Here is a 13,783-nt window from a genome sequence, read left to right as displayed (position 1 = left end):
TGGTGATAGATGTGCCGTTTTTCGAAAAACAAGCTATTGGAACCGTAAACCAGCAAAATCACAGTGTACGAAATATAGAGAGATATCCCAACTACCAAGATGATGTGATCGCATTAAATATTGCATTAAGCAATTTTGTAAAAAGTCCTTAGCAAAGGCGCTAAGAACTTTTTACTTTAACAAGCCACTAAAAATGGATAAAATTACGTTTATAGATTAAATGCTACGACGGTTTGCTTAGCCACACCTAATCCATCTGCACCCAATTCTACTACATCTCCTTCCTTTAAATAAATTGGAGGTTTAAAACCTAAGCCAACACCAGCTGGTGTACCTGTAGAAATTACATCTCCAGGCAACAAAGTCATAAATTTTGAAACATAAGCAATAAGCTCTGGTACAGAGAAAATTAAGTTTTTGGTATTTCCGTTTTGGTACATTTCTCCATTTACAGATAACCACAAACCTACATTCGAAATATCTGGCATCTCATCTCTCGTTAGCAAATATGGTCCCATTGGCGCAAAAGTATCACAACCTTTTCCCTTATCCCAAGTACCGCCTCGTTCCAACTGAAATTCACGCTCTGAAACGTCGTTAATTAATACATAACCGGCGACGTATTCTGTTGCGTTAGCTTCATCTACATATCTTGCTGTTTTGCCAATTACTACACCAAACTCTACTTCCCAATCTGTTTTTTCAGAATCTTTTGGCAACATGATATTATCAAATGGCCCCACAATAGAAGTAGTAGACTTAAAGAAAATAATAGGCTCTTTCGGAATAGCCGCTCCTGTTTCATTGGCATGATCTAGATAATTTAAGCCAATACAAACAATCTTTGATGGACGAGCGATAGGCGCTCCAATCCTACTAGCTGTTGGAATTTCCTTTAGTGTATTTCTATTTTGTTCAACAAACGTCTTTAAACGTTCTATTCCATTATTAGCAAAAAACTGCTCATTATAATCTTCTCCAAAAGAAGATAAATCGTAATTTTTAGCATCAATTTGAACGCCAATTTTTTCTTGTCCTAAATTTCCGTAACGTATTAATTTCATTTCTAATTAATATAAAGGCCAGCGCTTAACACCGACCAATTGATAAAATTATTTATTATTTAAAATCACTTTAGTACCCCCCTCTAACCTACTTTGATGAGCAGCGTCTATAAATTTACAAACTGCTAAAGTCTCTAGCCTTTGCACAGGTTCTTTGCCCGTTTCAAAAAAGGAAATAATCTGTTTTAACAAGGGATTATACCCCTGAAAAGCCCCTAATTGCACTATCTTATCTTGGATAAACACCACCCCTCCAAAACCATCTGCACCTTTTCTAATTCCTCTTAAAGTACCTATCCTACCGCCATCCCATTCGCCAATATAGCTATCAAAATCTGTGGTATGCTGTGTTTGAACACTTACACAGTTTTGGCCCAGCAGGGTAAACAACATCTCTACGCCATGTATGCCATACCAGTACAAATCTTTGTGCGAAGGCTCTGTATAGGCAGGAGAATAAATATCAGCTCCTAAAACCGTTTTCTTGTCTATTTCTTCTATACCGGTTATGTAACGTAGCGAACTGGTTGAGAATACTGGGGTTTTGTATTTATCCGCCAGTTCAAATATTTTTGAGGCATCTTCATAACTATTGGCGATAGGCTTATCAATAAAAAGGGGCTTTCTCGCTTTAAGGATAATTTCTGCTTGTTGTAAGTGTACATTTCCATCGTTAGTTTCTAAGAGCACTACGTCTACTTTTCTAAGCAAAGCGTCCAAACTGGCTACTACTTCTACACCGAGTTTCTTAATCTCTTCGGTAAACTTAGGTATCCGTTCTGCATTTAAAGGGATACTAGGACTTCCCATTGAATAGGCCGCCACTACCTGATAGCCTTTATAACTCTCGTTGGTAGTGTTAGCATTAAGTTCTTTGGTAAAAGCAATGGCATGAGAAGAATCTAAACCTACCACGCCAACACGCTTTTTTAACGATGGAAACGAGAAGGCGCTAGCTCCATAAACAGCAGAGCCTAAGCCTAACGTAGCAGCAGCAAAAGTAAATTTCCTTCTATTCATACCTAAAAATACCTCACATAAAAATACAATACTGCAGCGGTAATAATTGCCCACCACAAAGTGGGATTTTTTATGTCTTTATAGATCTGCTCTGATTTTGGTATTCCACCACCTTTTCCGTATTCGATAACTAAACCGTTTAACTCTAATTCAGATTTTGGTTTGAAAAGTAAGCTTACTACAGCACAAACAATCATACAGGTCCAAAATACAATTCCGGTGCGGTTAAAAAATGGCATTTCTGGGAAAGTAAATTCCATGATCAAAGAAAGTGGAATAGTTAATAATCCTGCTGCTAAAGCACCTTGCGATTTTGTCTTTTTCCAAAAAACGCCCATTAAAAACATGGTAGCGATACCAGGAGTAAATAAACCGTAAAGGTTCATTAAATATAGGAATATTGGCTTGTCAGAATAGCTGAGTAACAAAACTGCGCTACAAATCCCGAAGAATATGATGGCTACGCCCGACCTTTTTCCGAAACGGATAGCTTGTTCATCTGTAGCATTTTTATTGATGTATTCGCTGTAAACATCTACCGTTAAAATAGTAGTACAAGAATTAATTGCTCCAGAAATATGCGACATAATTGCCGAAATCAAGCCCGCCATTACCAAACCGATTAAGCCATTTGGTAATAAGGTTTTAACTAGCGTTGAAAATAGTAAATCTGGTTGTTCTAGTGCTGGTAAAAATGCAGGAGCTACCAAAGCTGGGATGGTAATGATCAATGGTACAAAAAACTTTAGGTAATCGCCAAAGATAACGCCCATACGGCCATGCCATTCATTTTTTGCAGCCAGCACTCGCTGCACAATAAACTGATTAGTGGCGCAGTAAAATACGCTGATACAAAGCAAACCACCTAAATACATGGTCCAAGGAAAATCTGGATCATTGGCTGGATAGAACATTTTCCAATCTTTAGATGATTCTACAATGGCACCGAAACCACCAGCTTTATCGATAGTAGCAAAAGTAAGTACCAATCCGCCCAAGACTAAAATTACCAATTGCACCATCTCAGTCCATATTACTGCTTTTAACCCACCTAAAATAGTATATAAGCCTGTTAAAAGTGCCATACCAATAATGCTGTAGAAAATTGGAACATCAAAAAGTGCATGCAGTGTTAAGCCGCCCAAATACAACACCGCACCTATCTCTACAAAAATATAAGTAAACAAAATTAAGATAGCGTAAAGCACCCTTGCAGAAGTTCCGAAACGTTTTTCTAGGTATTCGGGAACGGTGTAAAATCCGTTTCTGATATAAAAAGGAAGAAAAATCCACAAAAGTGCATTGAAACCAATCAATATAGCTCCCCATTCTAAGGTAATGGCCACAAAACCTCTATCATAAGCCGCACCCATTGCACCTACTAAATGATGGCTACTGATATTAGCGGCGATGATACTTCCGCCAATCATCCACCAAGGTAATTTATCTCCCGCTAGGAAATAATCTCTCTTCGATTTGGAACTTTGCTTGGAAGCGTAAAGTCCTAACGCAACGATACCAATAATATAAATGGTAAAAATTGCGATATCAATTAATTCAAGTTTCATTTTAGGTTGTTTGGTTAGTTTGGTTGTTTTATGAGGTTGTTGTTAACTGCTCTATTTTCGAAATTATTTCAGCAATTAAAAGCTCTAATCCGCCCTTTTCAAAAGGTGTTTGCCATACGGCATAAATATCCTTTCCGTACAAATCTTGTGGTGGTAAATAACCTAAATAACCATTGGCGATGTTGATAAAAACTATATGCCTATCTTTAAAATGTACTCTAATCTGTTCCTGCCCAACAGCATAAACTTCGTTAGCTTGTGCCACTACGAAAGCATCCCCAAATTGCCAAATCCATACGGGCAATACGGCATAAGTTTGCTCTCCAATAGATTTACGGGTGTTTAACTTCCGCCATAAGCGATCTTTCATTACCCTATCTTCGCAAGCGTTAAAATCTTGTTCTATTTTTTCGATAGAATCTAATTGCTTGTAAGGAATTTTAACTTCAAATTTCAGCTGTTTAAAAGTTTGGTTGGCAATAGTCTCTTTCTCCGCATAAATAGCTAAAGGCGCACCAGACTGCAAAGCGTAGTCAAAAGTCCATTTTTTGCCAACGGGCGATGTATTTTCTAAAGTCGATAAAATGGCATAACCCAATTTTCTACCATTGGCATCTACTATTTCGGGATCTTCAACGTATTGTTTTTTAGGTGCCAAATCTCCAGATGCGCCTTGCAAAAAGACAGTAGGCACATTTAATTTTTCAGCAATTAGTTCACGCATTGCACCAACGTAATCTGGCGAAATGAGTATATTTTCATGAGCAAACGTAGTGGGATGACAAGCATAATTGCAAATTACCGCTTTCAGTTCTCCGTCAGCATTGCTTAATTTTCCCACCAAAAGTGTTTGGTCTGCATTTGCAGATGGGTCATAACCAATTAGGTATCCACCATTCACATTCAAATCTCTCTTTGTTGCTAAATCGCAACATCCGTACTCCCAAGACAGAAAACCATCAGTCAAATTTTCTTTAGCATTGTTTATGCTTTCAATGGCTGTTTTCTTCAAAAACTCCAAATATGGAATAATAAGTTTCCCTCCATTTTGGTCCTTATCGTTAGTGCAAATACTTGGCCCGGCATGGGTGTGTGATAGGCAAAATAGTAGCTGTTGCTCCTGTAAACCACAGGCTGTAAGAATTGCCGTTCTTAAACTTCGTTCATCATCATTATTCTTCCACCAACCTAAATCTGCTGCAATGACTACTCCTAAAATACCATCATCACTCTGTGTAACTAAACACGATAGAAATAATGGTTTGTGTACACCAGAAGCCACATCAAACTTTGCGGCACCCCAATTTCTCGAATAAATTCCTTTGGGAGGCGTAATATCAGTCTCTACAATTTGAAATTTTAATGAAGTAACTGAGTTTGAAGATACAGTAGCCATATTAAATTCGATAGATTAAGGTCTAAGTAGCGAAAGTCCGCCATCCATTAAAAAAGTAGAACCCGTTACGTGTTGGCATTGGCTAGAATTTAGCCATAACACTTGTGCAGCTACTTCATCAGCTTCCATAATTTTACCTAGTGGAACTTTATTTTGCGAGATTGATTTTTGCTCTGGTAACTCGCTCCACACCGTTTTACTTAAACCTGCATTAACGTAACCTGGTGCAATTTCATTCACTCGGATACCATTTGTAGCATATTCTAGCGCCATGGTTTGATTAATCATCCGTACAGCAGCTTTAGAAACACTATAAGCTGGCAAATTTTGATGAACCGCATGTGCAGCCCAACTGCCCAAGAAAAGGATACTTCCCTTAACTTGTTGCTGTACCATGTTTTTAGCGGCAAAATTGGCAAAATAGAAGGCTCCATCTACGTTAACACGCATTTCTGTAGACCACTCTTCTGGACTTAAAGTTTTAAAATCTTTGATAGTTACCCTCGCTGCATTAGCAATACAATGATCTATTCTACCGTATTTTTCTACAACGTAGTTGATAAAAACTTCCACATCGTTATAATCAGCAACGTTTAAAGATTTGTATTCGAAATTACCGTTGTAGTCTTTTAACAAAAGTAATTTTTCTTCTGCTTTATCTAAAGGCACGATATCGCTTAGCACCACAATAGATTGCGCTTTTAAATAAGCGGTTGCAATGGCCAATCCGATATCGCCCAATGCGCCGCTAATTACAACTACCTTATCTTTCAATTCCTGCATATTTTGTGATTACCAGTCGCCTACGCTACCATCTTTATAAAATGTTCTCTGCAAAACTTCTTGCTGAAAAGGGTGCTTTTTAACTTCCTCTTCGTTAATCTCGATACCCAAACCTGGGCGACCATTAGGCAATACAAGCCTGCCTTCTTTTTGAACCGTAAATCCTTCCGAAACTACATCTTCTCTCCATTCTACATCTTTATGAACGCTTTCGCAAATGATATAAGACGGTGTAGCAAAGCCTAACTCGATAGAAGCTGCTGTACTCACTGGTCCTTGTGGATTGTGCGGTGCCATCGAAACTCGGTAAGCTTCGGCCAAAGCACCAATTTTACGGGCTTCACTTAAACCTCCACAATGCGTAATATCTGGCTGAATTACACTTACAGCACGTTTTTCTAACAATTCTCTAAACGCATGTACACCTACCAAACGCTCACCAGAAGCAATTGGTGTTTGCACCGCTCTTTGAATTAAAGCAATATCTTCCATGGTTTCTGGCCAGCAAGGTTCTTCAAAAAAGTAAAGGCCATAGGGCTCCAGAGCTTTGGCAAACAACATTCCCATTCTAGGGCTAGGACGGGCGTGGCAATCTACCATGATGTCGATATCATCGCCAACAGCATCTCTCATTGCCGCCACACAAGCTTCTGCATATTTAACCGGCCGCAAACCCTCCAAAGGCATAGTTTCTGGAACTGCCATAGATTTGAAGGCCGTAAAACCTTCTTCTACCGCGGCTTGAGCCAACTCGCCAAAACGTTTTGCATCGCCAGGAGCAGTTTCGTAAAAATCTTCCATTTTGCCCCCACCTAAATGGCAGTACAAACGAATATGATCTCTTACTCTGCCGCCCCACAGTTCGTGACAAGGTACGTTATGTATTTTTCCTACAATATCCCAAAGGGCAATATCGATACCGCTGATGGCTGTACCACGCACAATGCCGTTTCCATGCCAAAAATGTTGGCGGTACATCATTTGCCATAAGTATTCTACTCTTCGAGGATCTTCGCCTACCAATAATTGAGAAATATCTTCGATAGCACCAACTACACTTTTGGTATGCCATTCTAAAGTAGCTTCGCCCCAACCCCATAAACCAGGCTGATCGGTCACTACTTTAACAAAAATCCAATTCCTCATACGTGCGTTGCACACGTAGGTCTCAATTGCAGTAATCTTCATTTCTCAATTATATTTGTTTTAAAACCTGTGCAGCAACCTCTAAAGTTTGCTCAATATCTTCCATGCTATGTGCAAAAGAAATACTTCCCTGCTTAATTGGCGCCGGAAAATTATATACACCGCCCTTAATTAATTCTTTACGGTAGCGAGCATCAAAATCAAAATCGTGATTTAGTAAAACATCATGGAAATTAATTGGCTCGTGATCCATAAAATATACGCAAAATGCCGAGCCTTGCCTGGCTACATACACTGGTCTGTCTAATTTAGAAAATATTTCTTGATAACCTTTCTCTAAAGCAGCACCAAGCTTTTCTATGTGTTCATATACCTTATGCACAGGCGATTTTAATTTCTCTAAAGTTGCAATTGCCGCAGCGGTTGTTAATGGAAATGCATTATAAGTCCCAGCAATTAAAACTCTGTTTTCCTTATCAGGATGAACGAAATAATCCATATATTTTTTCTTGCCAGCAATTACGCCAAGCGGGTAGCCATTTGCAACTGCTTTACCGAAGGTAGACAAATCTGGAGTAACGCCACAAATAGACTGATAACCACCTAGCGCATGTCTGAAACCAGTTTTTACCTCGTCAAAAATCAGTAAACAACCATTTTTATCCGAAAGCTCACGTAAACCTTCTAAATAACCAACTTGCGGTTTAACGATTCCGATATTTTGTAAAAGCGGCTCCAGTAAAATACAGGCCACATCATATTTTTCTAAAACATAGCTGATGCTGTCTAAATCGTTATAATTTACTACATGCACTAAATCGCTATGCGATTTTGGCACCCCAGCACTTAGCGAGTCGAAAGGATATTCTCCTGGACTAACATATTCGCCCACATCTGCTAACCTGCTGATTACGTTACAAGCCACATCGTTGTGCCAACCGTTGTAACCACCTTGCATTACAATAATATGGTCGCGTTTGGTTACTGCCCTAGCAATTCTGATGGCATGGTACGTGGCTTCCGAACCCGTAGTAGTAATTTGTATACTTTCTGCACTGGGTACACTTTCGCAAAACATTTTCGCAAACTCGCCTTCTAACAAGGTTGGGCCAGCCCCCATCAATACTTGATTTTCTGAAAGTGTGCGCCTTACAGCCGAGTTAATATCCTCATCGTTATGACCAAAAAAAGAAGCAGCAAAACCTGCCTGATAGTCGATATATTCCTTACCGTCAGCATCTACCACCCTACTGCCTTGCCCTTTCACAAAACAAATATTAGGATCTGTTTTCCTATTTAATGAAACTACCCCTCCAGGTATCCACTGTTCATTGTTCTGCAAAATGGCTGCAGATTTTAAATTCTCTTGCATAAAACGTTATTCGTTGTTATAATTTTGTAAACTATTAGGCAGATACAACTTAAAATTATGTATCCCATAACTAATTATTATTGTATACTAAATTACAATTTTTATGTATACATTTAAATAATATTTTATTTTTTTTCTATGGCTATCATTTTAGATCATCTAAATTTCCCTGAAGGGCCTTGCTTCGATAGCAAAGGCAATATTTGGCTAGTTGAAAAAGATGCTGGCAATTTGGTATTAGTTAGCGACAACAGCCATCATAAGTATCAAGTAGACGGAGCGCCCAACGGAATTGCCATTGATGATAACGACCTAGTTTGGTTTTGCGACTCGAAGCAAAATAACATCAGAACATTTGATCCTGCACTAGAAAAGACAACAACAATAATTGATAATTTTGAAGGCGAAGCTCTTAAAATGCCCAACGACTTAACTTTTGACCAACATGGCAACTTACTATTTACCTGCCCAGGCGATAGTTTAGACGACAATACCGGATATATTTGCTGCTTAACACCAAGCCGCAAACTCTTTAAAATTTTTGAAGGGATGTTTTACCCAAATGGATTGGCGCTTAACAAAAACCAATCTCATTTATTTGTTGCTGAAACTGGAACACAACAAGTTTGGAAATTTGAATGGGACAATGAAAGTAAACAACTAAAAAACAGAATTTTATTTACAGAAACGGGAGGCGAAATTGGCCCAGATGGCATTGCTTTTGACCAAGATGGTAATTTATACGTTGCGGTTTACGGCTCTGGAACAGTAAAGGTTTGGGATGAAAACAGTGTATTAATAAAAGAAATAGATGCACAGGGCTACAAGCCAACCAACTGCGCTTTAGATCCATCTGGTAAAAAAGGTCTAATTATTACCGAAGCAGAAAAAGGCCTATTGGTCCAATACCAAACAAAAAAAAGAGGGATTATTTAGTAATCCCTTTTTAAAATTTAAACGAGTTCTAAAGCTTCTTGTTCTCCGCGATAAAGATGTCTGACCAAGGACGAATAAGACAATTCCCAATTACCAGTAGCCAAACCTTTCACTATTTCTCTGTGCTCCCTATCTGTATCTTGGTAATCTTCCATCTGATCCATTACAGCACCTAACCTCATGTGAAACAGAGGGATATTGCTATTTTTATACATCAATATCAATCGAGCATTACCAGAACTTTCAATCATTTTTTCATGAAATTTCACATCCGCTTCGCAAGCTCCACCATAATAGCCTTTCTCTACCATCTCAGAAAAATCGTTGCAAATTAGCTCAAGTTCTTTCACTACTTCTTTATCTTTCTTCGCGAAAAGTATTTTTAATGCGCCAACTTCTAATATTTCCCGTATCTCACGGATTTCTTTCACATCCTCAATCGTCATGCTTTTAACAAAGCAGCCGCCTTTGCCTCCAAACTCCACCAAACTTTCTCCGGCCAGTCTCATAAAAGCCTCTCTTACCGCAACCCTACTTACCGACATTTTTTCGGCCCAGAAATTCTCTACTAAACGAGATCCTCCTGCCAATTGACTAGAAAGTATTTTTTTTCTAACCTCTAAATAAACTTTAAAAGCTAACGAATCTTCTTTCATTTCGCATACATTTTTAACCAAAAATAAGAATACAATTTAATTTTCAAAATTGAGCTATCAATTTACTCTTGAAGGACGTACCCTATAAGTTCCAGCCTCAGCATTCCAAGAGAGCGCATTCTGATCTTTTAGTATATTCTTATTGGTTACTTTTTTATTATTTAAATTTTCAATGTTCCAAAAACCTGTTTGTAATCCTAAACATATCACTTCATAAGTTTTATCATTTGGCACATCAATTTCGATTTCCTCTTTTAGATAAACATTTGGCTTTGCCAAGACAATTATTTTATCGGCCAGCTTAAATGTAAAGTAGTGATTTTTTTCAGAAACTTCAACAGGTAGTTTGGCCGCCCCGTTTTCTGTCATTTGAAATATCGTAGCAAATTCCGACAGTTTTTCATCCTGCTTAGGACTAACCATTACCCTAGTTCCCTTGGCTTCTGGCCAAACCGATTTAACAGTATAAAGGTCTTCAAATACTTTCGTACTCGAATCGCCAGACAACATATTTACGTCCCTATCTGCAAGCTTTGGTTTAAACATATCTACATAAGTAATCGCCTTTTTAGCTTCCAACTCATTTGCAAGAACAAATGTACCATCGGCCAACGAAGGCTTCTCCAAAGAATTTATTTGCCAATATTTTTTCATTCCAGCCTCTTTAGAAACCACATGATCTAAAAGTATTAACACCGCTGGCACGTCATTTCTTTTTAAATTAAGAAACAACATGCTTTTAGTATAAGCTTCTACTTTTTCTGAATAGGCATTAGTGATATCGATGTTAAAATAACTAAATGAAGGTTTTAGATGATCTGAACCTATAGCCGATGACCTCACGAAACCGGTTTGAAACCAAGAATCGTTTAAAACCTCCTTCACATTTCTAGGAAACCGCTGACTAAACCTAGTACCGCCGTCGTTGGTTTTTGTTCTAAAAGCAAAGGCTCTTTTGGATCACGAACTAACATCATACTATGAGATACAGATCTTTTGTTAAAGTTAAAATCGTAAGGAGAGCCGTAAGAAAGATACAATCCTAAATCTCCAACCTGGATGCCTCTATGATAAATTTGGAGCGCACCCGCATCTGCATGTTGATGATTTCCAAAATGAAAGCCACCACCTTTTAATTCCACTACCACATTGCCACTACTTCTTTTCTCTTCCCAGCCTGTTCTTGCTACCATACTGTTTAGCACTGGTCCAAAATCTTTAGTGAGCGGTAGCTGGTTGAGGTCGAAATCTGGCTTTAATTTGGGGTCGTCTAATAACAAAAAAAGCACTGGATTATCTTTTAGACCACCCTGCTTTATAAATTCGCCTTTAATAATCCTGTTACCAGAGTAGGCATAGCAAAGCAACATGGTTTGCGGATTTTTCCAGTAGAAATTTTCGCTTTTACCATATTTTACGTTAAACATATCGCCATCGCGAAGCATTTTACCATCTGGGGTACGCATGTAAACCCAATACTCGGCCATATTTTTAATATTATCATCAAAAACAGGATGGCCCAACATTCTGTAATAGAGCCAGGCCGCATGCATTTCCCAGCCAAACCTGTAACCTCCATAATCTACACCTTGATTATGCCTCGGCGACTGATACTCGAACTTACGTAAAGGAACCAACTGATCTAATATCCAATAAGAGGTATATTTATAAGGAAGTGGGTCTTCGTCATAAATTGCAATGCTCATTGAGAGGTAATCGCGGCAAATCTGTGCTTCGTTACCGTGTCCATTCACTACGCTTTCTATGCCAAAAAATGGTGGCCAACCCATTTCCATATCGGTAGCTAAACGCATTAAATCTTTCCTTAACTGCGCCCTGCTGTCTGTATTCATGAGTGGAAAACACCAATCGTAAACCAAAGATGCGGTGTACATTGCACGGCCTACTTCTCTGGTAATATCTCCATAAGTAACATTGCCAAATTCCAAAACCGACAGGTAATCTAACGCCAGCTGAACTGCCTCAGCACCCACTTTCCTATCCTCGGTTATCAGGTAATAAAAAGCCTTTGCTTCGATAATGCTTTCAAGCTTTTCATCGTGAAACATCTCTTTGTTACTGTCAAAAGCGAATTTGAATGATAATGCTGCCTTTGCCTCAACTGTAGACCAAGCAGTTTGATGGGCCGTATCTAAAGTTCGTTGTCTAATGATGGGCAATGTTTCTTGATTAACCCACAGCCTCGGGTGCCCGCTTGGAGGAACAATTTTCGGTATATAATTTTCTGCATCTGCCGGAGGTGCGGGAGCTACGTAGGGTTTTATTGACAATCGTTTGAGTACCAGATTAGCAGGCAGCCAAACTTTTAGCTTTTGGCTTTTCGATTTAAACTCAAACTTACCCAGCTCTTGCAAACCACCCTTATATACATCATAAACGATGCGGAAAGTTGGTCTGTCGTTTCCATTTTGGAGTTTGGCCTTCAAAGTTAGTTTCCCTGTCAGGTCTTCTTTTTTTAGCCTTTCAAGATCAACAGGTTGTGTTTCTACCTCTAAAACGTACCAACCAGATTTGGGGACTTGAACAATCCATTCCAAATCTGGCCGAACATCAGTTTCCAAGTCCCTGTTAATTCCATCAATATAAAAGGCCATTTGCCCATTGAATGATGTTTTAACAACTTGGTTATTTACTTTAGCCCTTTTATTTTCGAGCTGTTGTGCTTTTAACTCAATATGGTGTTGTTGTGCAAAAACAACCTGAAACGCAAATAAACTGCAAAGGAAAGCCATTAAAAACTTTCCTTGATTTGCAGTTTTAGCCAAATATATTCTAAACATAGTTACTTAACAGTCAGCCTTTTCATACTCAACCTCATTTCTTTTACTGTAGCGGTGTTAGTAACCGCGTTTACGTAAATATAAGCATTGTACTTACCATCTGCCGTTTGCACCCAAACGCCACCTTCAGCTTTCATGTTGATAGCAAAATCTGGCGCATCAGTAAAATCTTTAGACCTTAAATCTATATCATCTACAAAAACACCATATTGTATTCTAGATAATTGTTGATCACGCACAGTAAAGGCTTTAACTATTTTTGTTTTATTTTTTAATACTGGAGGCATGGTAAACGTTGGCAAATAAATCGGATCTGCTGTTGGCGCCACCAAAGAATGCAAATACGTTACGTTTGTTGGCGTTCTGTACAGGTAAACCAAGTCTATTTTATCTGGATTTGCAGCTGCAAAAGTTGCATTGTAAAGCTTCATATCTGCAATAGACAAGTAAAAATCTGTACCATCTTTAGCTACCAAATCTAAAGCCATATCCATATTTCTTATTTCATGCGGACCAGACTGGTAAGATATGGTTTTACCCATTGCTAGATTTTGCAGTAAAAGTAAAACTAACGGTTTTTCCGCGAGCTTCTTCCGGAATTTTATAGAAGTAACGCAAAGTTGCTGCAGAAAAATCGCCAGTGTAAGTTACCTGCGTAGTTTTTCCTGTGGTTACAGACGGATCACCAACGGCTGTACCTACATCGGTTCCAGAATTGTTGGTATTGTAAAACCTATGGTCTAAATATGTTCCTGTAGCGCCTGCTATGCTAGCTTCAACCGTCATAGAGGTTAACTTGCCTTTTTCTGGCAAAATTGCTGCCGCATAGGCAAATTCAATAGTTCCGCCTACAATATTTGGCCCCAACGACCTCTTTATTAAATCGTTCTGCAACTTATCTGATGTAGTTGGAATGGCGTACTCTTTGTCTTTACATGCGCCAAAGCATAAAGCAAGCAGCATTAAAGACATCAATATTTTAAAATTTATCTGTTTCATCTATTTAAATTTTATTTTCAGCTGTGATAAAGCTGTCATGAT

General features: G+C 38.6%; 13 protein-coding genes. 1 reads left to right on the top strand and 12 read right to left on the bottom strand.

The annotated features are described in order from the left end of the window. Positions 1–209: 209 nt before the first annotated feature. Genes OVA16_RS12760 through OVA16_RS12730 form a run of 7 tightly spaced genes read right to left on the bottom strand, consistent with a single transcriptional unit; the run spans position 210 to position 8,349 of the window. Positions 210–1,064 (bottom strand): fumarylacetoacetate hydrolase family protein, encoded by an 855-nt coding sequence (locus OVA16_RS12760; protein ID WP_267759956.1) that lies wholly within the window; start codon positions 1,062–1,064, stop codon positions 210–212. A gap of 48 nt (positions 1,065–1,112) precedes the next feature. Then, a complete protein-coding gene (locus tag OVA16_RS12755; RefSeq protein ID WP_267759954.1) occupies positions 1,113–2,084 on the bottom strand; it encodes a Gfo/Idh/MocA family protein in 972 nt (323 codons plus the stop codon). Positions 2,085–2,086: 2 nt separating this feature from the next. Further along, positions 2,087–3,652, bottom strand: coding sequence for an SLC5 family protein (locus OVA16_RS12750; RefSeq protein ID WP_267759952.1), 1,566 nt, complete (start codon positions 3,650–3,652; stop codon positions 2,087–2,089). A gap of 28 nt (positions 3,653–3,680) precedes the next feature. Then, a complete protein-coding gene (locus OVA16_RS12745) occupies positions 3,681–5,048 on the bottom strand; it encodes a hypothetical protein (RefSeq protein ID WP_267759950.1) in 1,368 nt (455 codons plus the stop codon). 15 nt (positions 5,049–5,063) lie between these two features. After that, positions 5,064–5,831, bottom strand: coding sequence for an SDR family NAD(P)-dependent oxidoreductase (locus OVA16_RS12740; RefSeq protein WP_267759947.1), 768 nt, complete (start codon positions 5,829–5,831; stop codon positions 5,064–5,066). Between the two features lie 9 nt (positions 5,832–5,840). Continuing rightward, positions 5,841–7,019, bottom strand: a complete 1,179-nt coding sequence (dgoD, locus tag OVA16_RS12735) for a galactonate dehydratase (RefSeq protein WP_267759945.1) — start codon at positions 7,017–7,019, stop codon at positions 5,841–5,843. Between the two features lie 7 nt (positions 7,020–7,026). Beyond that, positions 7,027–8,349, bottom strand: coding sequence for an aspartate aminotransferase family protein (locus OVA16_RS12730; RefSeq protein ID WP_267759943.1), 1,323 nt, complete (start codon positions 8,347–8,349; stop codon positions 7,027–7,029). Positions 8,350–8,487: 138 nt separating this feature from the next. Here OVA16_RS12730 and OVA16_RS12725 point away from each other — a divergent pair, with 138 nt between their 5' ends. After that, the gene (locus tag OVA16_RS12725; protein ID WP_267759941.1) at positions 8,488–9,285 is read left to right on the top strand and encodes an SMP-30/gluconolactonase/LRE family protein; all 798 of its coding nucleotides are present in this window, start codon (positions 8,488–8,490) and stop codon (positions 9,283–9,285) included. A gap of 17 nt (positions 9,286–9,302) precedes the next feature. Here OVA16_RS12725 and OVA16_RS12720 read toward each other — a convergent pair whose 3' ends face one another. Genes OVA16_RS12720 through OVA16_RS12700 form a run of 5 tightly spaced genes read right to left on the bottom strand, consistent with a single transcriptional unit; the run spans position 9,303 to position 13,741 of the window. Further along, on the bottom strand, positions 9,303–9,941 hold the full coding sequence (locus OVA16_RS12720) for a GntR family transcriptional regulator (RefSeq protein WP_267759939.1): 639 nt from the start codon (positions 9,939–9,941) through the stop codon (positions 9,303–9,305). A gap of 57 nt (positions 9,942–9,998) precedes the next feature. Continuing rightward, positions 9,999–10,826, bottom strand: a complete 828-nt coding sequence (locus OVA16_RS12715; RefSeq protein ID WP_267759937.1) for a hypothetical protein — start codon at positions 10,824–10,826, stop codon at positions 9,999–10,001. Next, positions 10,823–12,742, bottom strand: a complete 1,920-nt coding sequence (locus OVA16_RS12710; RefSeq protein ID WP_267759935.1) for a hypothetical protein — start codon at positions 12,740–12,742, stop codon at positions 10,823–10,825. The genes OVA16_RS12715 and OVA16_RS12710 overlap by 4 nt, the downstream gene beginning before the upstream one ends. A gap of 2 nt (positions 12,743–12,744) precedes the next feature. Further along, positions 12,745–13,284, bottom strand: coding sequence for a DUF4466 family protein (locus OVA16_RS12705; RefSeq protein WP_267759933.1), 540 nt, complete (start codon positions 13,282–13,284; stop codon positions 12,745–12,747). Next, positions 13,277–13,741 (bottom strand): DUF4466 family protein, encoded by a 465-nt coding sequence (locus tag OVA16_RS12700; RefSeq protein WP_267759931.1) that lies wholly within the window; start codon positions 13,739–13,741, stop codon positions 13,277–13,279. The genes OVA16_RS12705 and OVA16_RS12700 overlap by 8 nt, the downstream gene beginning before the upstream one ends. Positions 13,742–13,783: the final 42 nt, after the last annotated feature.

Origin of the sequence: Pedobacter sp. SL55, assembly GCF_026625705.1 — a bacterium.
Classification (GTDB): Bacteria; Bacteroidota; Bacteroidia; order Sphingobacteriales; family Sphingobacteriaceae; genus Pedobacter.
Note: the sequence above shows the minus strand (reverse complement) of the source record. Positions and strands in the feature narration are given on the sequence as shown.

Excerpts from the sequence above, each read along its gene's own strand:
- OVA16_RS12760 (WP_267759956.1), bottom strand. The coding sequence starts at position 1,064 with ATGAAATTAATACGTTACGGAAATTTAGGACAAGAAAAAATTGGCGTT.
- OVA16_RS12755 (WP_267759954.1), bottom strand. The coding sequence starts at position 2,084 with ATGAATAGAAGGAAATTTACTTTTGCTGCTGCTACGTTAGGCTTAGGC.
- OVA16_RS12750 (WP_267759952.1), bottom strand. The coding sequence starts at position 3,652 with ATGAAACTTGAATTAATTGATATCGCAATTTTTACCATTTATATTATT.
- OVA16_RS12745 (WP_267759950.1), bottom strand. The coding sequence starts at position 5,048 with ATGGCTACTGTATCTTCAAACTCAGTTACTTCATTAAAATTTCAAATT.
- OVA16_RS12740 (WP_267759947.1), bottom strand. The coding sequence starts at position 5,831 with ATGCAGGAATTGAAAGATAAGGTAGTTGTAATTAGCGGCGCATTGGGC.
- dgoD (WP_267759945.1), bottom strand. The coding sequence starts at position 7,019 with ATGAAGATTACTGCAATTGAGACCTACGTGTGCAACGCACGTATGAGG.
- OVA16_RS12730 (WP_267759943.1), bottom strand. The coding sequence starts at position 8,349 with ATGCAAGAGAATTTAAAATCTGCAGCCATTTTGCAGAACAATGAACAG.
- OVA16_RS12725 (WP_267759941.1), top strand. The coding sequence starts at position 8,488 with ATGGCTATCATTTTAGATCATCTAAATTTCCCTGAAGGGCCTTGCTTC.
- OVA16_RS12720 (WP_267759939.1), bottom strand. The coding sequence starts at position 9,941 with ATGAAAGAAGATTCGTTAGCTTTTAAAGTTTATTTAGAGGTTAGAAAA.
- OVA16_RS12710 (WP_267759935.1), bottom strand. The coding sequence starts at position 12,742 with ATGTTTAGAATATATTTGGCTAAAACTGCAAATCAAGGAAAGTTTTTA.
- OVA16_RS12705 (WP_267759933.1), bottom strand. The coding sequence starts at position 13,284 with ATGGGTAAAACCATATCTTACCAGTCTGGTCCGCATGAAATAAGAAAT.
- OVA16_RS12700 (WP_267759931.1), bottom strand. The coding sequence starts at position 13,741 with ATGAAACAGATAAATTTTAAAATATTGATGTCTTTAATGCTGCTTGCT.